General features: G+C 66.1%; 26 protein-coding genes. 21 read left to right on the top strand and 5 right to left on the bottom strand.

What is annotated here, in order from left to right:
• Positions 1–108: 108 nt before the first annotated feature.
• The 17 genes from mraZ (at position 109) to NMQ16_RS05255 (ending at position 18,019) form a co-directional block, all read left to right on the top strand.
• Positions 109–561: a division/cell wall cluster transcriptional repressor MraZ gene (gene mraZ / locus NMQ16_RS05335; RefSeq protein WP_257079480.1), complete on the top strand. Its 453-nt coding sequence runs from the start codon at positions 109–111 to the stop codon at positions 559–561.
• Position 562: 1 nt separating this feature from the next.
• The gene (gene rsmH / locus NMQ16_RS05330; RefSeq protein WP_257079479.1) at positions 563–1,477 is read left to right on the top strand and encodes a 16S rRNA (cytosine(1402)-N(4))-methyltransferase RsmH; all 915 of its coding nucleotides are present in this window, start codon (positions 563–565) and stop codon (positions 1,475–1,477) included.
• 1 nt (position 1,478) lies between these two features.
• Positions 1,479–1,754: a cell division protein FtsL gene (ftsL, locus tag NMQ16_RS05325; protein WP_257079478.1), complete on the top strand. Its 276-nt coding sequence runs from the start codon at positions 1,479–1,481 to the stop codon at positions 1,752–1,754.
• Positions 1,751–3,523 (top strand): penicillin-binding protein 2, encoded by a 1,773-nt coding sequence (locus NMQ16_RS05320; RefSeq protein ID WP_257079477.1) that lies wholly within the window; start codon positions 1,751–1,753, stop codon positions 3,521–3,523. The genes ftsL and NMQ16_RS05320 overlap by 4 nt, the downstream gene beginning before the upstream one ends.
• Positions 3,520–5,016: a UDP-N-acetylmuramoyl-L-alanyl-D-glutamate--2,6-diaminopimelate ligase gene (locus NMQ16_RS05315; protein ID WP_373566759.1), complete on the top strand. Its 1,497-nt coding sequence runs from the start codon at positions 3,520–3,522 to the stop codon at positions 5,014–5,016. Before NMQ16_RS05320 ends, NMQ16_RS05315 begins: the two co-directional genes overlap by 4 nt.
• Entirely contained in the window at positions 5,013–6,407 is a 1,395-nt protein-coding gene (gene murF, locus NMQ16_RS05310) for a UDP-N-acetylmuramoyl-tripeptide--D-alanyl-D-alanine ligase (protein ID WP_257079475.1), read from the top strand. The genes NMQ16_RS05315 and murF overlap by 4 nt, the downstream gene beginning before the upstream one ends.
• A complete protein-coding gene (gene mraY, locus NMQ16_RS05305; RefSeq protein WP_257079474.1) occupies positions 6,397–7,485 on the top strand; it encodes a phospho-N-acetylmuramoyl-pentapeptide-transferase in 1,089 nt (362 codons plus the stop codon). The genes murF and mraY overlap by 11 nt, the downstream gene beginning before the upstream one ends.
• A complete protein-coding gene (gene murD / locus NMQ16_RS05300) occupies positions 7,485–8,879 on the top strand; it encodes a UDP-N-acetylmuramoyl-L-alanine--D-glutamate ligase (RefSeq protein WP_257079473.1) in 1,395 nt (464 codons plus the stop codon). The genes mraY and murD overlap by 1 nt, the downstream gene beginning before the upstream one ends.
• Positions 8,876–10,039 carry a putative lipid II flippase FtsW gene (gene ftsW / locus NMQ16_RS05295; protein ID WP_257079472.1) on the top strand — a complete coding sequence of 388 codons (1,164 nt, stop codon included), beginning with the start codon at positions 8,876–8,878 and terminating at the stop codon, positions 10,037–10,039. Before murD ends, ftsW begins: the two co-directional genes overlap by 4 nt.
• Positions 10,036–11,109 (top strand): undecaprenyldiphospho-muramoylpentapeptide beta-N-acetylglucosaminyltransferase, encoded by a 1,074-nt coding sequence (gene murG, locus NMQ16_RS05290; RefSeq protein ID WP_257079471.1) that lies wholly within the window; start codon positions 10,036–10,038, stop codon positions 11,107–11,109. The genes ftsW and murG overlap by 4 nt, the downstream gene beginning before the upstream one ends.
• Positions 11,106–12,506: a UDP-N-acetylmuramate--L-alanine ligase gene (gene murC / locus NMQ16_RS05285; RefSeq protein WP_257079470.1), complete on the top strand. Its 1,401-nt coding sequence runs from the start codon at positions 11,106–11,108 to the stop codon at positions 12,504–12,506. Before murG ends, murC begins: the two co-directional genes overlap by 4 nt.
• On the top strand, positions 12,503–13,429 hold the full coding sequence (locus NMQ16_RS05280) for a D-alanine--D-alanine ligase (RefSeq protein ID WP_257079469.1): 927 nt from the start codon (positions 12,503–12,505) through the stop codon (positions 13,427–13,429). The genes murC and NMQ16_RS05280 overlap by 4 nt, the downstream gene beginning before the upstream one ends.
• A complete protein-coding gene (locus NMQ16_RS05275; protein WP_257079468.1) occupies positions 13,422–14,222 on the top strand; it encodes a cell division protein FtsQ/DivIB in 801 nt (266 codons plus the stop codon). Before NMQ16_RS05280 ends, NMQ16_RS05275 begins: the two co-directional genes overlap by 8 nt.
• Positions 14,219–15,448 carry a cell division protein FtsA gene (ftsA, locus tag NMQ16_RS05270; RefSeq protein WP_257079467.1) on the top strand — a complete coding sequence of 410 codons (1,230 nt, stop codon included), beginning with the start codon at positions 14,219–14,221 and terminating at the stop codon, positions 15,446–15,448. The genes NMQ16_RS05275 and ftsA overlap by 4 nt, the downstream gene beginning before the upstream one ends.
• A 158-nt stretch (positions 15,449–15,606) precedes the next feature.
• Positions 15,607–16,767: a cell division protein FtsZ gene (ftsZ, locus tag NMQ16_RS05265; protein ID WP_257079466.1), complete on the top strand. Its 1,161-nt coding sequence runs from the start codon at positions 15,607–15,609 to the stop codon at positions 16,765–16,767.
• 115 nt (positions 16,768–16,882) lie between these two features.
• Positions 16,883–17,827, top strand: a complete 945-nt coding sequence (gene lpxC / locus NMQ16_RS05260; RefSeq protein WP_257079465.1) for a UDP-3-O-acyl-N-acetylglucosamine deacetylase — start codon at positions 16,883–16,885, stop codon at positions 17,825–17,827.
• 9 nt (positions 17,828–17,836) lie between these two features.
• Complete coding sequence (locus NMQ16_RS05255; RefSeq protein WP_257079464.1) at positions 17,837–18,019, top strand: hypothetical protein; 183 nt, start codon at positions 17,837–17,839, stop codon at positions 18,017–18,019.
• Between the two features lie 15 nt (positions 18,020–18,034).
• On the opposite strand, the gene NMQ16_RS05250 is transcribed toward NMQ16_RS05255, so the two are convergent.
• The gene (locus NMQ16_RS05250) at positions 18,035–18,463 is read right to left on the bottom strand and encodes a DUF721 domain-containing protein (protein WP_257079463.1); all 429 of its coding nucleotides are present in this window, start codon (positions 18,461–18,463) and stop codon (positions 18,035–18,037) included.
• Positions 18,464–18,485: 22 nt separating this feature from the next.
• Between NMQ16_RS05250 and NMQ16_RS05245 the strand changes: the two genes are divergently transcribed.
• On the top strand, positions 18,486–19,454 hold the full coding sequence (locus NMQ16_RS05245) for a M23 family metallopeptidase (RefSeq protein WP_257079462.1): 969 nt from the start codon (positions 18,486–18,488) through the stop codon (positions 19,452–19,454).
• A gap of 129 nt (positions 19,455–19,583) precedes the next feature.
• Positions 19,584–22,322 (top strand): preprotein translocase subunit SecA, encoded by a 2,739-nt coding sequence (secA, locus tag NMQ16_RS05240; protein ID WP_257079461.1) that lies wholly within the window; start codon positions 19,584–19,586, stop codon positions 22,320–22,322.
• Positions 22,323–22,370: 48 nt separating this feature from the next.
• Here the strand turns inward: secA and NMQ16_RS05235 are convergent, their stop codons facing one another.
• The 4 genes from NMQ16_RS05235 to rsmI form a co-directional block, all read right to left on the bottom strand.
• On the bottom strand, positions 22,371–23,129 hold the full coding sequence (locus NMQ16_RS05235) for a DUF3025 domain-containing protein (RefSeq protein WP_257079460.1): 759 nt from the start codon (positions 23,127–23,129) through the stop codon (positions 22,371–22,373).
• A 41-nt stretch (positions 23,130–23,170) separates the two neighbouring features.
• On the bottom strand, positions 23,171–23,596 hold the full coding sequence (locus tag NMQ16_RS05230; RefSeq protein ID WP_257079459.1) for a hypothetical protein: 426 nt from the start codon (positions 23,594–23,596) through the stop codon (positions 23,171–23,173).
• A gap of 8 nt (positions 23,597–23,604) precedes the next feature.
• On the bottom strand, positions 23,605–24,663 hold the full coding sequence (gene pyrC / locus NMQ16_RS05225) for a dihydroorotase (protein WP_257079458.1): 1,059 nt from the start codon (positions 24,661–24,663) through the stop codon (positions 23,605–23,607).
• A gap of 258 nt (positions 24,664–24,921) precedes the next feature.
• Positions 24,922–25,767, bottom strand: a complete 846-nt coding sequence (rsmI, locus tag NMQ16_RS05220) for a 16S rRNA (cytidine(1402)-2'-O)-methyltransferase (protein ID WP_257079631.1) — start codon at positions 25,765–25,767, stop codon at positions 24,922–24,924.
• A 119-nt stretch (positions 25,768–25,886) separates the two neighbouring features.
• Here rsmI and NMQ16_RS05215 point away from each other — a divergent pair, with 119 nt between their 5' ends.
• Together NMQ16_RS05215 and NMQ16_RS05210 are read left to right on the top strand one after the other, a co-directional pair.
• Positions 25,887–26,249 carry a YraN family protein gene (locus tag NMQ16_RS05215; protein WP_257079457.1) on the top strand — a complete coding sequence of 121 codons (363 nt, stop codon included), beginning with the start codon at positions 25,887–25,889 and terminating at the stop codon, positions 26,247–26,249.
• Positions 26,233–26,610 carry an HIRAN domain-containing protein gene (locus tag NMQ16_RS05210; protein ID WP_257079456.1) on the top strand — a complete coding sequence of 126 codons (378 nt, stop codon included), beginning with the start codon at positions 26,233–26,235 and terminating at the stop codon, positions 26,608–26,610. Before NMQ16_RS05215 ends, NMQ16_RS05210 begins: the two co-directional genes overlap by 17 nt.
• Positions 26,611–26,622: the final 12 nt, after the last annotated feature.

Below are 26,622 nucleotides of genomic sequence, written 5' to 3'. Positions count from 1 at the left end.
GATTGAAAGTGGGAATACGGTGAATCGCCGGCCAGGCTGCATTTCCGAACCATCCTGCAATCAGCTGTATATATCCACAGTATTCGATTCACTTTCTCGGGCATACGAATGTTCTACGGGACAACCCGGCTCACGATGGACGACAAGCACCGGCTTGTTGTCCCCGCTCGTCCGCGCAAGAAGCTGTTGGATCTGTGCGGCGGCGAGGTCGTGATGACGGCGCGTACCCGGGACTTCGTACTGCTCTATCCCGAGCCTGAATTCCTGGCGCTGATGAGCCGGCTCGAAGTCATGCCCGATCTCGACCAGGCCAGTGACGATTTCAAACGCAGCTTCACCGCCAATGCGCGCAACGAAACCATCGATCGCGCCGGCCGGCTTCTGCTGTGCAGCGACCTGCGCGAACGTGTCGGCCTGAACAAGAGCGTGATGCTGGTGGGCCGCGGCAACCGCTTCGAAATCTGGGATGAGGCGCGCTGGAACGAAGAGTCCCGGGCACGCGACGAGCGCGAACAGGCGGCGGAACTGCCACCCGACGTCGTCGGCAACTTCAGGTTCTGACATGGCGCACATCCCGGTACTGCTCACCGAAGCACTCGATGCGCTGGCGGTGCGCCCCGACGGCGTCTACGTCGACGGCACCTTCGGTCGTGGCGGCCACAGCCGCGGGCTGCTCGCCCGGCTGGGCGCGAACGGCCGGCTGATCGCGCTTGATCGCGACCCGAGCGCCATCGCAGCCGGGCAAGCCATTACCGATGAACGCTTCACGCTGGTGCATGCGCGCTTCGCCGAACTGGCCGACGTGCTGGACGAGCTCGACGTGACTGCGGTCGACGGCGTGCTGCTGGACATCGGCGTGTCGTCACCGCAGCTCGACGACGCGGAACGGGGCATGAGTTTCAGGCAGGACGCACCGCTGGACATGCGTATGGACACCAGCCGGGGCGAAACAGTGGCGCAGTGGTTGGCGCGGGCAGACGAAGCAGACATCAGGGAGGTCATCAGGGACTATGGCGAAGAACGGTTTGCTTCAGCGATTGCAAAGGCGATTGTTGCTGCTCGGAGCGAGCGGCCTGTCGACACCACAAACCAGCTTGCCCAGATCGTGGCGTCCGCTGTCCGTACGCGGGAGGCGGGCCAGCATCCGGCGACGCGGAGCTTTCAAGCTCTACGGATTTTCATCAATAAGGAGCTTGAAGAGCTTTCGCTAGTGCTGCCGCAGGCGCTGGCTGTGCTGAAGCCCGCCGGTCGGCTGGCGGTGATCTGCTTCCATTCGCTGGAAGACCGCATCGTCAAGCGCTTCATGGCCGATCAGGCCAATCCGCCGCAGCCCCCGCGCGGCCTGCCGCTGCGCGCCGACCAGCTGCCCCGGCCGACGATGACCCTGATCGCACGCATCCGCGCCGGCAGCGAAGAAGTGGCGGCCAACCCGCGCGCGCGCAGTGCCACGCTGCGCGTGGCCGAGAAGGTGGCCTGACATGCTGCGCCTTCATGTCGTTCTGATCCTGCTGCTGCTTGCCAGCGCCATTTCACTGGTGTCCGCGCAACATCGCTCGCGCAGCCTGCACACGCAGCTCGAACGCGAACACCAGCGCATGCGCATGCTGGAAACCGAGTGGGGGCAACTGCAGATCGAACAGGGCACGCTGGCTGCTCATGCGCGGATTTCCGATCTCGCCGAAACAAAGCTGAAGATGCATGCACCCGCCCGCAATCAGGTCATCGTGCTCGACAGCCCGGAGGCCGTGCAATGAAGCTCGCACACAACCCGCTGCTGGCCGAACTGCTGCCGGCCTGGCGTGCGCGCGCCATGCTCATCGTCATGATGGTGCTGTTCGGCGGTCTGTTCGTGCGCGCCTTCTGGCTGCAGGCGATCGACAATGACTTCTACCAGCGCAAGGGCGAGGAACGCTTCTCGAAGGTACTGCCGACGCCGGCGTCGCGCGGCCGTGTGCTCGACCGCAATGAACAGGTGCTGGCGATGAGCACCCAGGTGTCGGCGATCGTCGCCGAGGCGCGTCCGAGCCGCACCGAAGCAAAGGCCAGGGCGAATCCGCGCGACATCGGTGCGGAAAAGCTGTCGGCCGCACAGATCCGCCAGTTGGCCGACCTGCTCGACATGGACCATCGCGAGGTCGCGCGCAAGATTCCCGAGCAGCGCGGTCGCGGCTACCTGAAGCGTCAGGTCGCGCCCGACGTCGCCGAGCGCATCCTCGCCCTGAAGCTGCCGGGTATCCGTGCCGAGCCGGAGTACCGCCGCTACTACCCGCATGGCGAGGTCAGCGCGCACGTCGTCGGCTTCACCGGCATGGACGACAAGGGTCTCGAAGGCATCGAACTGGCAATGAACCGTCCGCTGACCGGGCAGGAGGGCTCGCGCCGAGTCATCACCGACGCGCGCCGCAACGTCGTCGAGGACGTCGAAACGCTCAAGCCGCCGCGCGACGGGGGCGACGTGCGCCTGTCCATCGACACCCGGTTGCAGTTTCTCGCCCACAGCCGCCTGAAGCAGGCGGTGGCCGAACACAAGGCACGGGCCGGCAGCGCCGTGGTACTCGACTCGCGTACCGGCGAGGTGCTGGCGCTGGCCAACTGGCCGACCTACAACCCGAACAACCGCACCCAGCTGTCCGGCCCGCCGCTGCGCAACCGCGCCTTCACCGACACCTACGAACCGGGCTCGACGATCAAGCCCTTCGTCGCCGCCATGGCGCTGGACGCCGGACGCTACAGTTTCGAAACGCCGATCGATTGCACCGGCAAGCTGCACTTCGGCCGCTACGCGATCGGCGACGCACATCCGCACGGTGTGCTGAGCGTCGCCGAGGTGATCCAGAAATCGTCGAACGTGGGCGTGGCCAAGATTGCCGCGCAGTTCACGCCGGATGAAATGTGGCGCGTCTATGACCAGGTCGGCTTCGGCAGTCCGCTCAAGCTGGGCTTTCCGGGCGAGGCCGCCGGCCGACTGCGCAACCCGGCGGGCTGGAAGCCGGTCGAGCAGGCCACCATGTCCTACGGTCACGGCATGTCGGTAACGCTGATGCAGATGGCGCGCGCCTATCTGGTGTTCGCCCGCGACGGCGACCTGATCCCGCTGTCGCTGACCCGCGTCGACACGCCGCCGATCAACGGCCTGCAGGTTTTTTCGGCACAGACCGCGCGCGAAGTGCGTCGCATGCTCGAACTGGCCGCCGGCCCGGGCGGCACGGCACCGAAGGCGCAGATTCCGGGCTACCGTGTCGCGGGCAAGACCGGCACTGCGCACAAGCTAGAAGGCGGCACCTACGCGAACAAGTACATCGCATCGTTCGTCGGCTTCGCGCCGGTGTCCGACCCGCGCTACATCGTCGCGGTGATGATCGACGAGCCGTCCAACGGCATGCACTACGGTGGCCAGGTGGCTGCGCCGGTGTTCTCCGACATCATGAACGCCACTTTGCGCGCAACCGGCGTGGCGCCCGACGCAGCCATGCCGCCGCTGCAGATGGCGCGTGTCAGCGTTCCGTTGAAGGGTGCCCCGTGAGCGCGGCCGTGATCGCACAGGTTCGCGCCGAGTTGTCCAGGCACGGGGTCGAGCCGCGCACACTGCGCGCCGACTCGCGCCATATTTCGCCCGGCGACATCTTTTTCGCGCTGCCGGGCGAGCGCACCGATGGCCGCCGCTTCATCGACGCCGCGATCGATCGCGGCGCGGCCGCCGTGCTGTGCGAGGCCGGCAGCACCCCCATAACCACCACGAACCCGTTGGTGCCCGTGATCGGCATCGACGACCTGCACCGCCATGCCGGCGCGCTTGCCGATGCGCTGCTTGATCAGCCGTCGGCGCATCTGCACGTGATCGGCATCACCGGCACCAATGGCAAGACTTCGGTCAGCCAGTGGATCGCCCAGGCGCTGCATGCACTCGGTCGCGAATGCGGCGTCATCGGCACCCTGGGCAACGGCCTGCCGGGCCGGCTGACCGAGTCCGCCAACACCACGCCCGACGTGGTGAGCGTACATCAGACCCTGGCCGACCTGCGGCGCGCCGGCGCCACCGCCTGCGCGATGGAGGTGTCGTCGATCGGCCTGCACCAGCATCGCATCGATGGCGTACGACTGCATACCGCAGTATTCACCAATCTGACGCGCGACCATCTCGACTATCACCACGACATGCAGCACTACGCCGACGCCAAGGCTGCGCTTTTTGCCCAGCCCGGGCTGCAGGCCGCGGTGATCAATACCGATGACGCCTTCGGCCGCACGCTGGCGCAGCAGTGCGCCGGGCAGCTCGACGTGACGACTTGCGCCTTCGACCACGCGCCTCCGGCGGGTACGACCGGGCTGCGCGCGCGTGGTGCGGAGCTGTCGCACGGCGTGTCGTTCGACCTCGTGCATGGCCTGGACCAGCACTCGGCGCACATCAGCACCGCGCTGATCGGGCGTTTCAACGTGCAGAACCTGATGGCAGTGGCCGGCAGCCTGCTGCATGCCGGCGTGTCGCTGAATGACGCGGCGCACGCACTCGCCGGCCTGAAGCCCCCCCCCGGACGCATGCAGGGCATTGGCGGTCAGGGCGCGCCGCTGGTCGTGGTCGACTACGCGCACACGCCGGACGCACTCGAACAGGCCTTGATCGCGCTGCAGCCGGTCGCCGCAGCCCGCGGCGGAAGGCTGGTGTGCATCTTCGGTTGCGGCGGTGAGCGCGATGCCGGCAAGCGACCGCTGATGGGCACCGTGGCGTGCGAACAGGCGCATCAGGTCTGGCTGACCTCGGACAATCCGCGCGGAGAAGACCCGGACGCCATCCTCGATGACATCGCCCGCGGCACAGTCGAAGGCCGACGCGTCCATCGCATCGCCGACCGCGCGCAAGCGATCCGGCAGGCGGTCGCCGAAGCGGTCGCGGCCGATGTCGTGCTGCTGGCCGGAAAGGGTCACGAGAGCTATCAGGAACGCAACGGACGGCGCACGCCGTGGTCGGACATCGAACAGGCACATGCCGCGCTGGCTGCCTGGGGAGTGTCCGCATGATTTCGCTATGGACCGCGTCGGATGTGGCTCGAGCCTGTGCCGGCACACTGATCGGGCCGGACGTCGCACTGGGCGGCTTTTCGACCGACAGCCGCACCGTGAAGACGGGAGACCTGTTCGTCGCGCTGCGCGGCGATCGCTTCGACGCCCATGACTTCATCGCCGACGTGCAGACGGCAGGCGCTGCCGCAGTCGTGATCGCGAACGACTGCCCGCATGAGGGCGGCTCGCTGATCCGCGTGAGCGACACGCGCCTCGCGCTGGGCGACATCGCGCGCGCCTGGCGCAGCCGCTTCACGCTGCCGTTGATCGGCGTCACCGGCAGCAACGGCAAGACGACCGTGAAGGAAATGATTGCCGCCATCCTGCGCGCGCATGCGCTGAGCGTCGGCTGGCCGACCGGATCGGTGCTGGCAACGCGCGGCAACCTGAACAACGACATCGGCGTACCGCTGATGCTGTTCGGCCTGCGCGACACGCACCGGCTGGCAGTGATCGAAATGGGCATGAACCACCCGGGCGAAATCGCCTGGCTGGCCGGCATCGCGAAGCCGACCGTCGCACTGGTGAACAATGCCCAGCGCGAACACCTCGAATTCATGAACAGCGTCGCCGAAGTGGCAAGCGAGAACGGCGACGTGTTCGATGCGCTCGGCGCCGATGGGGTCGCGGTCATCAACGCCGATGACGAATTCGCCGATTACTGGGCCGGCCGGAACAGCGGACGCCACACGCTGCGTTTCGGCTTTTCGCCGGACGCCGACGTCGGCGCCACCGCGACGCCGACGGGACTCGGTTACCGGCTCGACCTGCACGGCGTATTCGGCACGGCGCAGATCATGCTGCGCGTGCCCGGCCTGCACAACGCGCGCAACGCGCTCTGCGCCGCCACCGCCAGCCTCGCCGCGGGTGCCGACATGGCGGCCGTGGTATGGGCGCTTAACCACTTCGAAGGCGTCAAGGGACGCCAGCAGGTCAGGCGCGGCGCGGCCGGCAGCACGGTCATCGACGACAGTTACAACGCGAATCCGGATTCGGTGCGCGCCGCCATCGACGTGCTCGCCACGGCAACCGGCCGGCGCGTCCTCGTACTTGGCGACATGGGCGAAGTCGGCAATCAGGGTCCGGCTTTCCATCGCGAAGCCGGTGCCTACGCGCGCGAGCACGGCATCCATGCGCTGCATGCGCTGGGTGAAGCCAGTATCGACGCGGTCGCCGCCTTCGGTCCGGGCGCCCTGCACTACACCGATCACGCCGCCATCGCCGCCGCGCTGCATCCGCAACTCGATGCCACCACGACGGTGCTGGTGAAAGGCTCGCGCTTCATGCGCATGGAGCGCATCGCCGAAGCGCTCGTCGCCCCTTCCGGACAGGATCCCCATGCTGCTTGAACTGACCCGCTGGCTGGCCCAGGACATCCGCGCCTTCAACGTGTTTAACTACATCACGTTGCGCGCGGTGCTGGCCATGATGACCTCGCTGGCGATCTGCTGGACTTTCGGTCCGCTGCTCATCCGCAAGCTGACCGAATACAAGATCGGCCAGTCGGTGCGCGACGACGGACCGAAGTCGCACCTGACCAAGGCCGGCACGCCCACCATGGGCGGCGCACTGATCCTGATTTCGCTCGGCCTGACCACGTTGCTGTGGGCCGACCTGTCTAACCGCTACATCTGGGTGGTGCTCATCGTCACGCTGGGCTTCGGCGCCGTCGGCTGGGTGGATGACTGGCGCAAGGTGGTGCATCGCAATCCCAAGGGCCTGTCGGCGCGCGCCAAGTTCTTCTGGTCGTCCATCTTCGCCGCCGGTGCCGCGGTCTACCTCGGGCTGACGCCGCAGGTTCCGGCCCAGCTCGACCTCATCGTGCCGTTCTTCAAATCGGTCGCCTACCCTCTGGGCGCCTTCGGGTTCATGGTGCTGACCTATCTGGTCATCGTCGGTACCAGCCATGCGGTGAACCTGACCGACGGCCTCGACGGACTGGCCACGATGCCGGCCGTCATGGTCAGCGGCGCGCTGGCCATCTTCGCCTACGTCGCCGGCAACGCAGTGTTTTCGCGCTACCTCGGGGTGCCCTTCATCCCTGGCGCCGGCGAACTGGCCATCTTCTGCGGCGCGCTGTGCGGCGCCGGCCTGGGCTTCCTGTGGTTCAACGCCTATCCGGCGGAAGTGTTCATGGGCGACGTCGGCGCACTGGCGCTGGGTGCCGCGCTCGGCACCGTGGCCGTGGTCGTGCGGCAGGAAATCGTGCTGTTCATCATGGGCGGCCTGTTCGTCGCCGAAACGCTGTCGGTGATGATCCAGGTGCTGTACTTCAAGTGGTCCGGCGGCAAGCGCATCTTCCGCATGGCACCGCTGCACCACCATTACGAACTGGGCGGATGGAAGGAAACGCAGGTGGTCGTGCGCTTCTGGATCATCACATTGATGCTCGTGCTGTTCGGCCTCTCGACCCTGAAGCTGCGCTGATGAGCCTTCTCGGAACCCACATCCTCGTCCTCGGCCTCGGTGAATCCGGGCTGGCCATGGCGCGCTGGTGCGGGCGCCAGGGCGCCGTGCTGCGCGTGGCCGACAGCCGCGCCGCGCCGCCCGGCATGGATGCGCTGGCACGCGACATCCCGGGTGCCGAACTGCATTGCGGCCCGTTCGATGACAGCCTGCTCGACGACATCGCGCTGCTCGCCCTGTCGCCCGGGCTGGCGCCGCACGAACCGCTGGTGCTGGAGGCGACCCGCCGCGGCATCGAGGTGGTCGGCGAAATCGAGCTGTTCGCGCGCGCGCTGCGCGCGCTGGGCTGGCGCGAACGCACGAAGGTGATCGCGATCACCGGCACCAATGGCAAGACGACCACCACCGCGCTGACCGGCGCGCTGTGCCGCGCCTGCGGCCTGCGCACCGAGGTGGCCGGCAACATTTCCCCGGCGGCGCTCGACGCGCTGATGCGTGTGCTCGACGAGGGCATCGTGCCCGACGTGTGGGTGCTCGAGCTGTCGAGCTTCCAGCTCGAAACCACCGACACGCTGGATGCCGACGCGGCCACCGTGCTCAACGTGACGCAGGACCACCTCGATCGTCACCCCGAGGGCATGGCCGCCTACGCTGCGGCCAAGGCACGCATCTTCGGTACGCACACAGTGCAGGTGCTGAACCGCGACGACAGTCATGTCGGCGCGATGCAACGCGACGACGCGCGTTCGATCCACTTCGGCGACGGCGCCCCCGCGGGCGAAGACTACGGGTTGAGCGCCCTCGACGGCAGCGTGCGTCTGATGCGCGGCACCCGGCCACTGCTGGCCCTCGACGAGATGAAACTTTCCGGTCGCCACAACGCACACAACGCGCTGGCCGCGCTTGCGCTGTGCGAAGCGATCGGCCTGCCGACCGACCGCTGCATCGCAGCGCTGAAGGATTTCGCCGGCCTGCCGCACCGCGTTGAAACGGTACTGGACATCGACGGCATCCGCTTCATCGACGATTCCAAGGGCACCAATGTCGGCGCCACGGTCGCTGCGATCGAAGGACTGGGCCGTCCGCTGAACATCATTCTCGGCGGCGACGGCAAAGGGCAGGACTTCGCGCCGCTTGGGCCGGTATGCGCGCGCCACGCAAGGTTCTGCGCGCTGATCGGCCGCGACGCGCCCGCCATCGCATCGGTGCTGGCGGCACATGCGGTGGCGCACCACGCTTTCGCCACGCTGGAGGAAGCTACCCGCGCCGCCTTCGACGCTGCACAACCGGGCGACGCCGTGCTGCTGTCGCCGGCCTGCGCCAGCCTCGACATGTTCCGCAATTACGCGCATCGCGCCGAGGTATTCATCGCTGAAGCACGCCGCCTCGCCACGCGGCAGGGAGTGCATTCATGAGCAGCAGCATGCGACTCGACGGGCACCGCCTGCCGGGCAGCGGACCGCGCCCGGCCGAACTCGACCCGTGGCTGCTGTGGCCGGCGGTCGCGCTGCTGCTGATCGGTCTCGTCATGGTGTATTCGGCGTCGATCGCGGTCGCCGACAGCAGCCGCTTCACCGGCAACCGGTCTGACTTCTTCCTGATCCGCCAGGCGGTATTCCTCGCCATCGGTGGCGTGGCGGCGCTGATGGCCTTTCAGGTACCGGTGCGCACCTGGCAGGCATGGTCGATGTGGCTGTTTCTCGGCGGCATCGTGCTGCTGGTGCTGGTGCTGATCCCCGGCATCGGCAGTGTGGTGAACAATTCGCGTCGCTGGATCAATCTCGGCCCGGTGAACATCCAGCCTTCCGAGCTGGTGAAGCTGTTCACCGTGCTGTATGCCGCCAGCTACATCGTGCGCCGGCTGCCCGAGATGGGCTCGTTCCGGCGCGCCTTCGTGCCGATGGCGCTGGTCATCCTGCTGGTCGGCGCGCTGCTGGTCGCCGAGCCGGATTACGGCGCCTTCGTGGTCATCGTGCTGATCGCCTTCGGCATGCTTTTCCTCGGCGGCATCAATGGCAAGCTGTTCTTTTCGCTCGGACTGGTGGCGATCATCGGCTTCGCGACGCTGATCCGCTTCAACGAGCTTCGCTGGGGGCGCTTCATCGCCTTCCTCGATCCGTTCAACAACGACCCGCTGGGCAAGGGCTATCAGCTCACGCATTCGTTGATAGCCTTCGGCCGCGGCGAGTGGTTCGGCGTCGGGCTGGGCGGCAGCGTCGAAAAACTGTTCTACCTGCCGGAGGCGCATACCGACTTCCTGCTGGCGGTGATCGGCGAAGAACTCGGGCTCGTCGGCGTGGCGACGGTGATCGCATTGTTCGCCCTCGTGGTGCATCGCGCCTTCGCGATCGGCCGGCGCGCACTGCTGCTCGAGCGCGCCTACGCCGGCCTGGTCGCGCAGGGTGTGGGCATCTGGTTCGGCGTGCAGGCCTTCATCAACATGGGCGTGAACGTCGGCATCCTGCCGACCAAGGGCCTGACGCTGCCGCTGATGAGCTACGGCGGCTCGGGCATCCTGGTCAATTGCATCGCGCTGGCCATCCTGCTGCGCATCGACTGGGAGAACCGGCGATGAGCAGCACGGCACTCATCATGGCGGGCGGCACCGGCGGCCACATCTACCCCGGTCTGGCGGTGGCGGACGAATTGCGCAGCCGCGGCTGGCGTGTCGTGTGGCTGGGCAACGCCGACGGCATGGAGGGCCGCATCGTGCCGCCGCGCGGCTACGAACTGCAGTCGATCCGCTTCGGCGCACTGCGCGGCAAGGGCGTGCTGCGCAAGCTGTTGCTGCCGCTCAATCTGCTGCGCGGCTTCTGGCAGGCGCTCGGCGTGCTCGGTCGCGTCAGGCCGCAGGTCGTGCTGGGCCTCGGCGGGTACGTCAGCTTTCCCGGCGGCATGATGGCCGCGCTGCGCGGCACGCCCCTCGTGCTGCACGAACAGAATTCAGTCGCCGGACTGGCCAATCGCGTGCTCGCGAAAGTGGCCGACCGCGTGCTCGCAGGTTTTCCGAAGGCGCTGTCGGGCGCCGACTGGACCGGCAATCCGGTGCGTGCGGACATCGCCGCCCTGCCCGATCCGGCCGTGCGATTCGCCACTCGCCGCGGCCCGCTGAAGCTGCTGGTCGTCGGCGGCAGTCTGGGGGCGCAGGCGCTGAACGACGCCGTGCCGCAGGCGTTGGCGCTGCTGTCCGAAGTCGCGCGACCGCAGGTCGTGCATCAGGCGGGCGAGAAGAACATGCCGGCACTCGAAGCCGCGTACGAAAAGGCGGGCGTGACCGGCACGCTCGCGCCTTTCATCCAGGACATGGCCGCTGCCTACGCCGGCGCCGATCTGGTCATCTGTCGTGCCGGCGCATTGACCGTGGCCGAACTCGCCGCTGCCGGTGTTGCGTCGGTGCTGGTGCCCTTCCCGCACGCCGTCGACGATCACCAGACCGGCAACGCCCGATTCCTCGCCGACGCGGGCGCAGCGCTGCTGCTGCCGCAGACCGAACTCGACGCGACATCGCTGGCCGCCCTGCTCGGCTCGCTCGATCGCACGCGACTGCTCGACATGGCGCAGCGCGCGCGCGCGCTGGCGCGCCCCGGCGCGGCAGCCGAAGTGGCCGACATCTGCGCCGCCATCGCGCGCAAGGACCCGACATGAAACACAAGATCAGTCACATCCATTTCATCGGCATCGGTGGCTCCGGGATGAGCGGCATCGCCGAAGTGCTGCTCAATCAGGGCTATGTCGTCAGCGGCTCGGACCTGGCCGACAACGCGGTGACGCGCCGGCTGGCCAGCCTGGGTGCCCGGGTGGTGCAGGGCCATGCGGCGCACAACATCACCGGCGCTGACGCGGTAGTCACCTCGACCGCTGTCAGCGCCGACAACCCTGAGGTGGTCAGCGCGCGCGAACGGCGCATTCCGGTGGTGCCGCGCGCGCAGATGCTGGCCGAGCTGATGCGCATCAAGCAGGGCGTTGCGGTGGCCGGCACGCACGGCAAGACCACCACCACATCGCTGATCGCAAGCTGTCTGGCAGAAGGCGGACTGGACCCGACCTTCGTCATCGGCGGCCGCCTGAATTCGGCCGGTGCCAACGCCCGGCTCGGCACCGGCGAATTCCTGGTCGCCGAAGCCGACGAATCGGATGCGTCCTTCCTGTTCCTTTCGCCGGTGGTGTCGGTGGTCACCAATATCGATGCCGATCACATGGACACCTATGGCCACGACTTCTCGAAACTGAAGCAGGCCTTCGTCGATTTTCTCAACCGGCTGCCCTTCTACGGCGTGGCCGTGCTCTGCGTGGACGACGCGAATGTGCGCGAAATCATGCCGCAGGTGCCCAAGCAGATCATCCGCTACGGCCTCGATCCGGCCGCCCAGGTGCGCGCCGAAAACGTGCGCGCCGACGGCACGCGGATGCTGTTCGACGCGGTGCGCATCAATGGCACGACGACGCGCATTCCGGTCGAACTGAACCTGCCCGGCCTGCACAACGTGCGCAACGCCCTCGCGGCAATCGCCGTGGCAAACGAAGTCGGCGTGCCGGATGAAGACATCGCACGCGCACTGTCGGAATTCAAGGGCGTTGGCCGTCGCTTCACGCGTCATGGCGAAATCGCATTGCCTGCCGGTGGTCACTTCACGCTGGTGGACGACTACGGCCATCACCCGGTCGAGATGGCCGCAACACTGGACGCCGCGCGCGGCGCCTATCCCGGCCGGCGCATCGTGCTGGCCTTCCAGCCGCACCGCTATACACGCACCCGCGACTGCTTCGAGGACTTCGTGCGCGTGCTGTCGGGTGCCGACGCGGTGGTGCTGACGGAGGTGTACGCCGCAGGTGAATCTCCCATCGTCGCTGCCGACGGCCGTGCGCTGGCGCGCGCGCTGCGCGTCGCCGGCAAGGTCGAGCCGGTGTTCGTCGAGGACATCGCCGAACTGCCGCAGACGCTGCTCGACACGGTGCGCGACGGCGATGTCGTGGTCGGCATGGGCGCCGGCTCAATCGGGCAATTGCCCTCCAAATTTGCACAGGATCAGAACCGCACATGAGTACCCCCACTCCACAGTCGCTCGGCAAGGTCGCCGTGCTGTTCGGCGGACGTTCCGCCGAACGCGACATTTCCATCATGTCCGGCAGTGCAGTGCTCGCGGCGCTGTGCGAGCAGGGCGTGGATGCGCACGCCTTCGACCCGGCCGAACGCGATCTGTGGGAACTGAAGCGCGATGGCTTCCAACGCGCATTCATCGCGCTGCACGGCCGCGGCGGCGAGGACGGCACGATCCAGGGCGCGCTCGAATGCCTCGGCATTCCATACACCGGCAGCGGCGTGATGGCGTCCGCCATCGGCATGGACAAGTGGCGCACCAAGATGGTGTGGCTGTCGGCCGGTTTGCCGACACCGCGCTACAAGCTGCTGCACGCCGGCAGCGACTTTGCAGCCGTCGCGGCCGAGCTCGGGCTGCCGCTGTTCGTCAAGCCGGCGCGCGAAGGATCGAGTGTCGGAGCGACCCGCGTGAACACGCTGGCGGAACTGCCCGCCGCCTATGAAACCGCCGCCCGCTGCGACCCGCTGGTGCTGGCCGAGCAGTTCATCTCCGGCCAGGAGCTGACCGCACCCTTTCTCGGCGAACTGGCGCTGCCGCTGATCCGCATCGAAGCGCCGCGCGGCAACTACGACTACCAGAACAAGTACTTCACCGATGAAGTGAAGTACCACTGCCCGAGCGGACTGGGCGAGGAGCTCGAACAGGACATACAGGCGCTGGTGATGCGCGCAGCGCGCCTCATCGACTGCCGCGGCTGGGGCCGTGCGGATCTGATGCTGGGACAGGACGGCAAGCCCTGGCTGCTCGAAATCAACACCTCGCCCGGCATGACATCGCATTCGCTGGTGCCGATGGCTGCGCGGGCCGTCGGCATCGAGTTCGGTGAACTGTGCCTGCGCATCCTGGAGTCGGCACGTCTTGGCTAGAGGAGCCCCCGCGCGACGCAAACCCGGCGCTCCGGCCGACGAGGGCGGGCTGTGGGACAGTCCGCGCGCGCTCACGATGATTGCCGACTGCATACTCCTGCTGGCCGGAGCGGCGCTGATCTACGCGCTGGTGCTCGGTGTCACCCGACTGCCGCTGCTGCCGCTGCAGGCCGTCACGCTGGACCGTGCGCCCGCTCACCTGACCACTGCCCAGATCGAGGATGCAGCACGGCGCGCGGTGAACGGCAATTTCCTGACCACCGACATCGAGCGCGCGCGCGAGGTGTTCGAACAGCTGCCCTGGGTGCGCAACGCAGCGGTGCGACGCGTCTGGCCCGGCTTCATCGAGGTCGAGCTCGAAGAGCACCGGGCGGTCGCACGCTGGTGGGTGCCGGACAACACGCCAGCGCGCATGGTGAATACGCAGGGCGAACTGTTCGCGGCTGATCACGACCGCACGCTGCCACTGTTCATCGGCCCGGACGAACAGGCATCGACGATGTTGCAACGGCACCTCGAATGGAGCGCAACGCTGTCACCGCTGCAGCGCCGGATCGACAAGATGGCCCTGACCCGCCGCGAAGCCTGGCAGTTGTTGCTCGATGACGGCTCGCGCATCGAACTGGGTCGCGATGACGACAAGACGCCGATCGCCACACGCCTCACGCGCTACGTCACGACCCAGCCAGCCGTGTCGCGCGAAGGCGCCCAGAAGATCCTATACGCCGACCTGCGTTACCCCAACGGCTACGCAATACGTACCGGCAGCACAGCCACCCAGGAAAGACCATGACACGAGACAGCAAGGACCTCATCGTCGGACTCGACATCGGCACGTCGAAGATCACGGCCGTCATCGCCCAGCTGGGCGCCGATGGCCGACTCGACATACTCGGCCTTGCCTCGCAGGAATCGCAGGGCCTGAAAAAGGGTGTAGTGGTCAATATCGAAGCCACCGTGGATTCGATTTCGCGCGTCATCCAGGAAGTCGAACTGATGGCCGAATGCAAGGTGCGCGAAGTGTTCACGGGCATCGCCGGCAGCCACATCCGCAGCTTCAATTCGAACGGCGTCGTCGCGATCAAGGACAAGGAAGTGACCCGGCTGGACCTGGAGCGGGTGGTCGAAACCGCGCGCGCCATGCCGATACCGGCCGATCAGGAAATCCTGCATACGCTGACCCAGGAATTCATCATCGACGGTCAGGACGGCGTACGCGAGCCGATAGGCATGAGCGGCAAGCGACTCGAAGTGCGCGTGCACATCGTGACCGGTGCGGTGTCGGCGGCGCAGAACATCATCAAGTGCGTGCGCCGCTGCGGCCTCGAAGTCGTCGATCTGGTGCTGCAGCCACTCGCTTCGAGCCAGGCCACGCTGTCCGAGGACGAAAAGGATCTGGGTGTCTGTCTGGTCGACATCGGCGGCGGCACCACGGATATCGCCATCTTCACGCAGGGTGCGATCCGCCACACGGCGGTCATCCCGATCGCCGGCGACCAGATCACCAACGACATCGCGATGGCGATGCGCACCCCGACGGCCGAAGCCGAAGACATCAAGCTGCACTTCGGCGTCGCGATGTCTGCACTGGCCGACGCGGAGGACATGATCGAGGTGCCGGGCATCGGCGATCGCGGCCCGCGCCGCATGTCGCGACAGGCGCTCGCCGACGTGATCGAGCCGCGCGTATCCGAGTTGTTCGAACTGGTGCAGGCCGAGCTGCGGCGAAGCGGCTACGAGGAACTGCTGTCATCCGGCATCGTGCTGACCGGCGGCAGCGCGACCATGCGCGGCATGGCGGATCTGGCCGAAGACGTGTTCCACCTGCCGGCTCGCATCGGGGTGCCCGAGTACAGCGGAAACCTCGCCGACGTCGTGCGCCATCCGCGTTACGCGACGGCGATCGGGCTGGTCATGGAAGGGGCTTCACAGCGCCGCCGCGGACAGGTTGCACGCGACGGACGCAACGTTCGCCAGGTGCTGGCGAACATGCGCTCATGGTTCGAAAGAAATTTCTGAAAATGCGACTCAAACGGCATCTACGTCATGCGTTGCACTAAGTTTAGTCGTATACTTGTTAAAAATCACTAAATGTAGTGGTTCACCACAAGTATACGGCTTTTCGCTGCTCGCGAGCCCTCGGGCTTCGAGGCATCTTTGTATAGACAGGAGGCGGTATGTTCGAGATTCTCGACAAGGAACCCGTGGGGGCAGTGATCAAGGTCATCGGCGTCGGCGGAGCAGGCGGCAATGCGGTCGACCACATGATCCGGGAAGGTGTGAATGGCGTTGAATTCATTGCCGCCAACACCGACGGCATGGCACTGAACCGCAGCCTCGCCCCGATCAAGATCCAGCTCGGCAAGAACGGCCGCGGCGCAGGCGCCAAGCCGGAAGTGGGCCGCAGTGCGGCCGACGAATACCGCGAATACATCGCCGACCAGCTGCGTGGCGCCGAAATGGTGTTCATCACCGCCGGCATGGGCGGCGGCACAGGCACCGGCGCGGCGCCGATCGTGGCCGAAGTCGCGAAGGAAATGGGCATCCTGACGGTCGCTGTCGTGACCAAGCCCTTCGATTACGAGAACCGCATGCGTGCGGCCGAAACCGGCATCGACGAACTGGCGAAGAATGTCGATTCGCTGATCGTCGTGCTGAACGAGAAACTGATGGAAGTGCTCGGCGAGGACGCCAGTCTCGAAGATGGTTTCAAGGCGGCCGACAACGTGCTGCGCAACGCCGTCGGCGGCATCGCCGAAATCATCAACATTCCGGGTCTGGTGAACGTCGACTTCCAGGACGTGCGCACCGTGATGGGCGAAATGGGTCGCGCCATGATGGGTTCGGCCGAAGCGGCCGGCATGGACCGCGCGCGCATCGCCGCCGAACAGGCCGTCGCCAGCCCGCTGCTCGAAGGCGTCGAGCTGTCGGGTGCCCGTGGCGTGCTGGTCAACATCACCGCCAGCCGCTCGCTGAAGATGAAGGAAGTGAAGGACGCGATGGAAACCGTGCGCGCCTTCGCGGCCGAAGGTGCGCACGTGATCTTCGGCACCGTGTTCGACGAAACGATGGATGACCGCCTGCGCGTCACCGTCGTGGCAACCGGGCTCGGCGCACCGCGCGCGATGAGCAGCAAGCCGCCGATGACCATCATCCGCACCGGCACCGACGACATGGTCATGGCATCCGGCAACGGCACCGATTACTCGCACCTCGACATCCCGGCCGTGATGCGCGGGCGCGGCGGCCGCACGGCATCCAGTGCGGTCGAAGCGATGCGCGCCAACGGCGTCGAAACGCTCGACATCCCGGCCTTCCTGCGCAAGCAGGCAGACTGAACCGACGACTTCAGTCCGGGCTCAGCCTTGCTGCAGCCCGGAAACGTCGTGTTACACGGGTATTACACCGAGCTGGGATAAAATCCGGTTTTCGAATCGGTCATCCCCACACGCCATGATCAGGCAACGCACGATCCGCTCAATCAGCCACGCGACAGGCGTAGGTCTGCATTCGGGACTGAAGGTGAACCTCGACCTGCGCCCGGCGCCCGTCGACACGGGCATCGTCTTTCGCCGCACCGACCTTGAACCGCCGGTTGAAATACGCGCCGATGCACGCGCGGTGGGCGACACGCGCCTCGCGTCCTGCCTGAGCAGCGGCGGCGCGACGATATCGACCGTCGAGCACCTGATGTCGGCGCTCGCCGGCCTCGGCGTGGACAATCTGTTCGTCGACGTCGACGCCTCCGAGTTACCCATCATGGATGGTTCGGCATCCACCTTCGTCTACCTGATCCAGCAGGCCGGCGTGGTCGAGCAGGCCGCACCGAAGAAATTCATCCGCGTACTCGATACCATCGAAGTCAAAGACGGCGACAAGTGGGCGAAGCTCGAACCCTATGAGGGGTTCAGCCTCGAATTTTCGATCGAGTTCCGGCATCCGGCGATCGAACGTACCGGCACCAAGGTCAAGATCGATTTCGCGCACCAGTCCTATGTCAATGACGTGGCACGCGCGCGCACCTTCGGCTTCATGCACGAAGTCGAGTATCTGCGCCAGAATGGTCTTGCACAGGGGGGCAGTCTCGACAACGCGATCGTGATGGATGAGTACCGGGTGCTGAACAGCGACGGCCTCCGCTACGCCGACGAGTTCGTGAAGCACAAGGTGCTCGACGCGATCGGCGACCTGTACATCATCGGCCACCCGCTGCTGGCTGCCTTCAGCGCGCACAAGTCGGGACACGCGTTGAACAATCAGTTGCTGCATGCACTGCTGGCGCGTCAGGACGCCTGGGAATGGGCGGATTTCGCGGCCTCGCGCCCTGCTCCCGCTGCCGTGTCGAACCAGTTCATGCCACTGCCGGACAACGGCCCGTCGCTGCCGGCCTTCGCCTGAGTCCCGCCTGTGCTCATCCTGCGCCTGATCGGCATCCTGCTGATCATTTCGATCGCAGCCTGCTTCATCACCTATGTCATCACGCGCAACAGGCGCTACCTGACACTGGCCGGGCTGCTGCTGAAGTATTCGATCATCGCGGCACTGCTGATCGGCGCGCTGTTCGTACTCGAACGGGTCCTGATTATCTAGGGTCCGTTCTCCGCATCAGTTCCCGTCGATCAGCTTCTGCAATGCACGGCGCAGCTCGCTGTCCGGCGCAAGCACGGCGTTGCCTTCGGCCAGCTTCGCGCGCGCCTGCTGACTGACCTCACGACGGGGTGCGCGCGCCGGAAGCTGTTGTCCTTCATGGGCTTGCACCTTGACCCTGACTTCGGTAACCTCGCTGCAACTTTCCCGGAGGGCTGTCAGTACGCTCGGTAACACTTGCCTGAGTCGGTTGGCAACGGCACCCGAAGGCGCACTGACAACCACCACTCCCTGCTTCACGTTCAATACGCGGCTGATGTTCGCCAGTTCCGGTGGCAGGAATTTTTCATAAGCCCGCTGCACGCGCCCGATGGTTCTGGCGTGCAGGGCAAGTTGAGCCAGGCTGTCCTGCGTTGTAAGGTGATCGTGCAGACGGCGGGCTGACATAGACAAGAACTCGGGAGCGAGCGTGCAGATTATTCTTGTTTCCAGTCGCCTGACAACAGCAAAGGCCATCACGGTCCAGCCCTGGCACCTCGTCAGTGCGCTCGTTGCCTTCACGGTGCTGGTTTTTTCCCTCGCTTCGGCCTTCTCCTTCATCACTCTCAAGCACGCCAGCGAATGGAAGCTGCCGCTGATCGACGACATGATCGCGACTGCCCGCAACGAGGAAATCCAGCGTAGCGAACAGTTCGTGCGCGAGAATCTGAACACCATGGCAGTCAAGTTGGGGCAGATGCAGGCCCAGCTGATCCAGCTCGATACACTCGGTTCCAGACTTGCAAAGTTTGCCGGCGTCAAGGCGCCAGAGCCGGTGCGCACATCGCCACCGCCCGGCCAGGGCGGTCCGCTGGTGAACGAAAATGCACTGTCTGCGATCGAACTCGAAGCACAGATGAAGCACTTTGCCGATCTGCTGTCGCAGCAGGACGACTACCTTGGAGTGATCGAGTCCGAACTGCTGCTGGATCAGGCCAGCCTCTCCCTCGTGCCCTCCACGCTGCCTGTGATCGGCGGCGCCTGGAACGCGTCGGGCTTCGGCTGGCGCATCGATCCCTTCAATGGTTCGCGCGCCATGCATGAGGGCGTCGATTTCGTTGCGGACGTCGGTACGCCCATCATCGCCGCCGCGGCCGGCGTGGTCACCTCTGCGTCCTACCATCCGCAGTACGGCAACATGGTCGAAATCGACCATGGACGCGACCTGAGCACGCGCTACGCACACGCGAGCAAGCTCACGGTCAGTGCCGGCATGATCGTCAAACGCGGGCAGAAGATCGCGGAAGTCGGCAGTACCGGGCGCTCCACCGGTCCGCACCTGCATTTCGAGGTCCGGGTGAAGGACGTGGCACAGAACCCCAACCGCTTCCTCGAGCTGGCGCGCAAAGCCCAGCCGGCCGGTCTGCAGCAGGCAAAAGCAGGCAGCCACAGGCACTGAGCGCGCCCTGCGGCGCCCGCCTCCCCCGCGTGCGCACGTACAGCAGCCCCGGCTGGAGGCCGCGCGGCCGCATGCTAGAATCGCACCCTTTTCCGCCTTCGGTTTGCCCGAAACGGGCCCCAGTCTTCGATGATTGCTTCCCTGTTCACCAAGATTTTCGGCAGCCGCAACGATCGGTTGCTGCGCAAGTTCCGCTCGGTCGTCAATCGGATCAATGCACTCGAATCCGAATTGTCGGGCTTGAGCGATGAAGCACTGGCGGGCAAGACCGTCAGCCTCAGACAGCAACTCGCCGACGGCAAGACACTCGATGACATCCTGCCGGAAGCTTTCGCGGTCGTGCGTGAAGCGAGCAAGCGCGTGCTGGGCCTGCGCCATTTCGACGTCCAGCTTCTGGGCGGCATCATGCTGCACAGCGGCCGCATCGCGGAAATGCGTACCGGTGAAGGCAAGACGCTGACCGCGACGCTGGCGGTATATCTGAATGCGCTGTCCGGCAAGGGCGTGCATGTCGTGACGGTGAATGACTACCTCGCCAGCCGCGATGCCGAAATGATGGGACGCCTCTACGGTTTTCTGGGCATGACCACAGGCGTGAACCTGTCGCGCATGCAGACCGACAAGAAGCGTGTTGCCTACGCGTCCGACATCACCTACGGCACGAACAACGAATTCGGTTTCGACTACCTGCGCGACAACATGGTGTATTCGCTGGATGAACGGGTCCAGCGCGGGCTGAACTACGCCATCGTCGACGAGGTCGATTCCATCCTGATCGACGAGGCGCGTACGCCGCTGATCATTTCCGGACAGGCCGACGACCACACCGACCTCTACCTGCGCCTCAATGTCGTGGCACCGCGGCTGAAGCGCTGCGAAACGGAAGACGGCCCGGGCGACTACTGGGTCGACGAAAAGGCACACACGGTGCTGCTGACCGAAGCCGGTCACGAACATGCCGAAGAAATCCTCAGCAGCGAGGGCCTGCTCGAAGCCGGCAGGAGCCTGTACGAGCCGGCCAACATCACGCTGGTGCACTTTCTGTACGCCAGCCTGCGCGCGCACAACCTGTATTTCCGGGATCAGCAGTACGTGGTGCAGAACGGCGAAATCATCATCGTCGATGAATTCACCGGCCGCCTGATGCCGGGCCGCCGCTGGTCGGACGGCCTGCACCAGGCTGTCGAAGCGAAGGAAGGCGTACAGATCCAGTCCGAGAACCAGACACTGGCGTCGATCACCTTCCAGAACTACTTCCGCATGTACGGCAAGCTGGCCGGCATGACCGGCACGGCAGACACCGAAGCCTACGAATTCCATCAGATCTACGGTCTGGAAACGGTCGTGATTCCGACGCATCGTCCGATGATCCGCAAGGACATGAACGATCTGGTGTATCGCACGGCACCGGAAAAGTATGCGGCCGTGATTGCCGACATCAAGGATTGCCACGAGCGTGGCCAGCCGGTGCTGGTCGGCACGACCTCGATCGAAAGTTCGGAATTGCTGTCCGGCCTTCTGAGCAAGGACAAGCTGCCGCACCAGGTGCTCAACGCAAAGCAGCACGAACGCGAAGCCGAGATCATTGCGCAGGCCGGCAGTCCGGGCGTGATCACGATCGCGACCAACATGGCGGGTCGCGGCACGGACATCGTGCTCGGCGGCAACGTCGAGAAGTCCATCCAGGCGCTGCAGGCGGACAGCAGCATCGACGACGCCGATCGCGCTTCGCGCATAGAAAAGCTGCGCACCGAATGGACTTCGCTGCACCAGAAGGTCATTTCGGCCGGCGGTCTGCACATCATCGGCACCGAACGCCATGAGTCACGCCGCATCGACAACCAGCTGCGCGGCCGATCCGGTCGTCAGGGTGACCCGGGTTCGTCGCGCTTCTACCTGTCGCTGGAAGATTCGCTGATGCGCATCTTCGGCGGCGAGCGCCTGAACGCCATCATGATCCGGCTGAAGATGCCGGAAGGCGAGGCGATCGAACATGCCATGGTCAACCGTTCGCTCGAATCCGCGCAGCGCAAGGTCGAACAGCGCAACTTCGACATCCGCAAGCAGTTGCTCGAGTACGACGACGTGGCCAATGACCAGCGCCGCGTCATCTACGAACAACGCAACGCGCTGCTGGAAACCGGCAACATCGCCGAAACGATCACCGCCATGCGCCACAGCGTGCTCGAAGCCACTTTCCGCCAGTACCTTCCGGCGGAGACGGTCGAAGAGCAATGGGACCTGCCGGGTGCCACGTCGGCCTTCCTGTCCGAGTACCGCATTGATGCGCCGCTGGCCGAATGGCTGGCTGCCGAACCGAATCTGGCCGATGACGACCTGCTCAAGCGCATCACCGGCATGTCGGACGACCTGTACGCAGTGAAGGTCGCGCTCGTCGGCGCTGAATCGTTCGGCCAGTTCGAGCACAACGTGATGCTGCAAAGCCTGGACAGTCACTGGCGCGAACACCTCGCCGCACTCGACCACCTGCGTCAGGGCATCCATCTGCGCGGCTACGCGCAGAAGAATCCGAAGCAGGAATACAAGCGCGAAGCGTTCGAGCTGTTCGAAGGCCTGCTCGATTCGGTGCGCGCCGACGTCACGCGCGTGCTGATGAACGTCGAAATCCGCTCACCGGAGCAGATCCAGGAAAGCGAACCGGTGGCACCCGATCTCGAAAACGTGCGCTACACGCACGCGGAATTCGATCCGTCGCTGGCGGGCGAAGGCGTCGATCCGATGGCGCCGCCAGCCGGTGGCAACGCGGCGGCGACGCCGGCGACAGCCGGTCCGAAGATCGGTCGCAACGACCCCTGCCACTGCGGATCGGGCAAGAAGTACAAGCAGTGCCACGGCAAGCTGGTCTGAACGACGGCGATCAGAAGTCGAGAGGGCGACCCGAGGGGTCGCCCTTTTTCATTGAGCAGTCCGCCAGCGTGGCACGGATCTGAACTGGCGCGTGTCGTCGAAGTAGGTGGCGCAGGTATTGTCCGTCGTCATGCCGGGCAGACCGAGCACCGGCAGCGGCTGCAGGTCGCGCGGCGAACGGGGCCAGTCACCCCGCGCCATCCGCGCCGCAAGCCAGGCGTCGACCTGCGCGGCAGACACGGCCGCCGCTTCGCAGCCCAGTTCGCTGCTGCACACGAGCAGTGAGCGTGCGCACAGCCCGACGTGCGGCACGCGCGCCTTGTCGAGCAGCGCATGACCGATCACGAATACCCGGGCGGATTCGAGCGCAGGCCGCTGATCGAACATCGCCTCGCGCCAGCGGTGATGGCGGATGGCCTCCAGCAGGCTGCTGTCGTCAGATACCAGTACCAGCCCGTCCTCATCGAACTGGGTCAGCGCATCGCGCACCGGTCCGCGCGTCCCCGCCCCGTCCGAAGCATGCAGGAGATGCCCGACATGGCACCGGTTCATCGCCGCCTTCGTCAGCGGAAAGGTCAGCCACACAAGCGCATTGAAGGTGTCATGCCAGTTGTGATCGCGCGTCGACACGCAGCCGCTGCCGGCGATTCTTGCCTCGTACGGCTGATCGTCGGGTGGCGATGCGCGGAACGTCAGCGCGTGTCCGGTGCCTGTTCGCGGGCGGCCGATGCGTTCTGCCTGCGCGTCCAGCCAGGCGGCGGCGGGTGCCGTCAGATCAGGCAGCAGCGCATCCAGCAGCGTTCGCACGCCTGCATGCAGCGGACCGGCCGGCCATGCAGCAGCAAGGCTCAGCGCTGCTCCGCCTCGGCCGTCGTGCTCTTGACGAAGGTGAGCGCGTCATCCTTGCGGCGGAACACACCGATCGCCCCCGGCACTTCGGCCGGCTTTTCGACCACCGCGAAAGCGCAGTCGGTGGTGTTGACGGCATACCAGCGGCTGCCCTGACGCAGCAGGTAGCGGTTCGGCTCGCCACCGTCGAACACGCTGACATTGGCGGCGGTCAATCGCGCCGGCTTCATCACGTAACGGCGCTGGCAGGTCGGCATGCGCGACACGATGATGGCCAGCTTGTATTCGCCACTCCAGAAATAGGGCTTCTCACGATTGAGCGTCAGGGCGTGATCCTTGTTCTCGATCATGAAGGCGGCGTTCTCGATATCGCATCCGGCCAGCAGGACGGCGAGCGGCAGCATCAGCAAGGTCAGTCGTGTCATGGGATCACTCATTCAACCTTTTCAGGTTCGATGCGCCACGCGACACGCTCTCCCGCGCGCAATGGCACCAGCACATCACCATCGGCAAATTCCTGCTCCGCCTTGACCTCCCACGACTCGCGCAGCAGCGTGATGCGCGACGTATTGCGCGGCAGACCGTACCAGTCCGGGCCATTGAAGCTGGCGAAGGCCTCGAGCCGGTCCAGCGCGCCCGCGGCATCGAAGGCTTCGGCATACAGTTCGATGCCGGCATGTGAGGTGTAGCAGCCGGCACAGCCGCACGCTGTCTCCTTCGTGCCTTTCGCATGCGGCGCCGAGTCGGTGCCGAGAAAGAAGCGGCGGTTGCCGGATGTCGCGGCGGCCACCAGCGCAACGCGATGCACCTCGCGCTTCAATACCGGCAGGCAATAGTGATGCGGCCGCACGCCGCCGGCGAAGATCGCATTGCGGTTCATCAGCAGATGATGGGCCGTAATGGTGGCGGCAATGTTGTCGCCGCCCGCCGCCACGAACTCCGCTGCGTCCCTGGTCGTGATGTGTTCGAACACCACGCGCAGCGTCGGGTGGCGCGCCAGCAGCGGACGCAGCACGCGCTCGATGAACACCGCCTCGCGATCGAACACATCCACCTCGGCGTCGGTCACTTCGCCGTGGATCAGGAGCGGCAGGCCGCGCTCGGCCATGCGTGCCAGCGCCGCGTCGCAACGCGCCACGTCGGTCACGCCGGAGTCGGAATTGGTGGTGGCCCCGGCCGGGTAGAGCTTCACCGCGTGCACGAAGCCGCTGTCGCAGGCGCGGCCGATCTCGTCGGCCGGCGTGTTGTCGGTCAGGTAAAGCACCATCAACGGCTCGAAGGGCGGCAGGCCAGGCGTGACGGCATGCGCCGCCATGATGCGGTCGCGATAGGCCGCCGCCAGCGCCACCGTGGTGACCGGCGGACGCAGGTTGGGCATGACGATGGCGCGCCCGAAACGGCGCGCCGTATCAGGCAGCACCGCCTTGAGCGCAGCGCCGTCGCGCAGGTGCAGATGCCAGTCGTCGGGGCGGGTGAGCGTCAGTCTGTTCAAGAGCGTTCCTGTTCTTTCTGCGATGTGGGTCGCGATACGCGTTCAGTATGTCTTGCCGGCTTGCCCTGCCCGCGGACGCTTCATCGGCAGGGCGACGCCTGTGGGTCGCTCACCTGTGGGAGCGGTGGGGCCGCCGCGATACGCACTCCGCACAGCGATGCTCACGGCGCTATCGCGGCGAGGCCGCCGCTCCCACAGGGGCCGGTTCCACAGGGACCGCTCCCACAGAGCCCCCATGCGGCGCGACCTATCGGTTGATTATCCCGCATCCTCGTCCTGCAGCGCATCCGTGCCGTGCGTCATCGCGTGGTCGTACAGCAGCTTGCGCGGTGCGCCGGTGATGGCCTGGGCCACCTTCACGGCGCGGCTCGGCGGCAGTTCGTCGAGCAGCAGGTCCAGCGCGCGGCGCGCCGACGCATCCAGACCTTCTTCGGGCTGCGCGGCCGCGAGCAGCAGCACGAATTCGCCGCGCTGGCGGTTGGGGTCTGCCGCCAGCCAGGCGGCAGCCTCCGATACCGGCAGGCGCACGATCTGCTCGAACAGCTTGGTCAGTTCGCGGGCGATCACCAGTTCGCGCTCCGGCTGGATCACCGCGGCGATATCGTCGACGCATTCGACGATGCGGTGCGGCGCTTCGTAGAACACCAGCGCGCAATCCTGCCCGCGCAGCGATTCCAGCACCTTGCGCCGCGCCGCCGACTTGACCGGCAGGAAACCGACGAATCGGAACTGTGCGTCGCGCAGACCGCTGGCCGACAGCGCCACCACGACGGCACTCGGGCCGCTGATCGGTATTACGCGAAAGCCGGCGTCCTGCACCGCGCGCACTACCCGCGCACCGGGGTCGGACACCGCCGGCGTGCCTGCATCGGACACCAGCGCCACACGACGGCCATCGCGCAGCGCCGCGATCAGGCGCTCGGCGCCGCTGCGCTCGTTGTGTTCATGCACCGCCACCAGTTGCGCGTTCAGGCCGAGGTGACGGGCGAGGCGCGACGTTTCCCGCGTGTCCTCGCAGGCGATCAGGTCGGCGGCACGCAGCGCCGCGATGGCGCGCGCCGACAGTTCGCCCAGATGGCCGATCGGCGTGCCGACGACATACAATGCCGATGTCGTAAATTCTAGCGCGAGGTCATCATGGGGCGTCACGGCATCGGTCATCGGGTGCTTTCCTGCGGGCGGGCCGCCATTCTGAGCGTGGCAGCGGTCCGCCACAAGCCGGCATGACGGTGCGCGCCGCGCACGGCGCAGCGGCCGAAGCGCTCGCTGCACGTCATCTCGAAGCGCACGGCCTGCGGGTGATCGGCCGCAACCTGCGCTGGCCGGACGGCGAACTCGATCTGGTGTGCGAACACGGCGACAGCCTCGTGTTCGTCGAAGTGCGCCTGCGTCGCGATGCCCGCTTCGGCGGCGCCGCGGCCAGTGTCGGCCCGACCAAGCAGGCGCGGCTGATCCGCGCCGCCCAGCACTACCTTGCCGAACAGGGCCAGCGTGCGCGCCGGCGACCGGCACGCTTCGATGTGGTGGCGCTGTCGGGTCTGGACGGCAGGCAGATCGAATGGATACGCGATGCGTTCGGCCTGTAGCGCACTGACCCTGCTCGCCGCCGACGTCTCGTGCGCACAGAGCCTTCGCCTGCTGGCGCAGCGCTCGCCACTGGCCGGCGCACAGTTTCACCAGCTGTACGCGGTGCGCCAGGGCCTGCGCGAAGGCGATGCGCTGACACTTGAACGCGAACCCGGCAACCGCCATGACCGGCACGCCATCCGCGTGCTGTGGCGCGGCCACATGCTGGGCTACCTGCCGCGCGCCGACAATTTCGAGGCGGCCGCCGAAATGGACGCCGGACAGCGGCTGAGCGCGCGCATCGGCCGGCTGTCCGACGACCCGGACCCGTGGCGGCGCGTGCGCATCGAAGTCTATGTCGAACTGGCGCCCGCACGATGAAGGGCGGCTTCG

It is taken from the genome of Methyloversatilis sp. XJ19-49 (assembly GCF_024580145.1).
Lineage (GTDB): Bacteria > Pseudomonadota > Gammaproteobacteria > Burkholderiales > Rhodocyclaceae > Methyloversatilis.
This window is presented reverse-complemented; position numbering and strand designations above follow the sequence as displayed.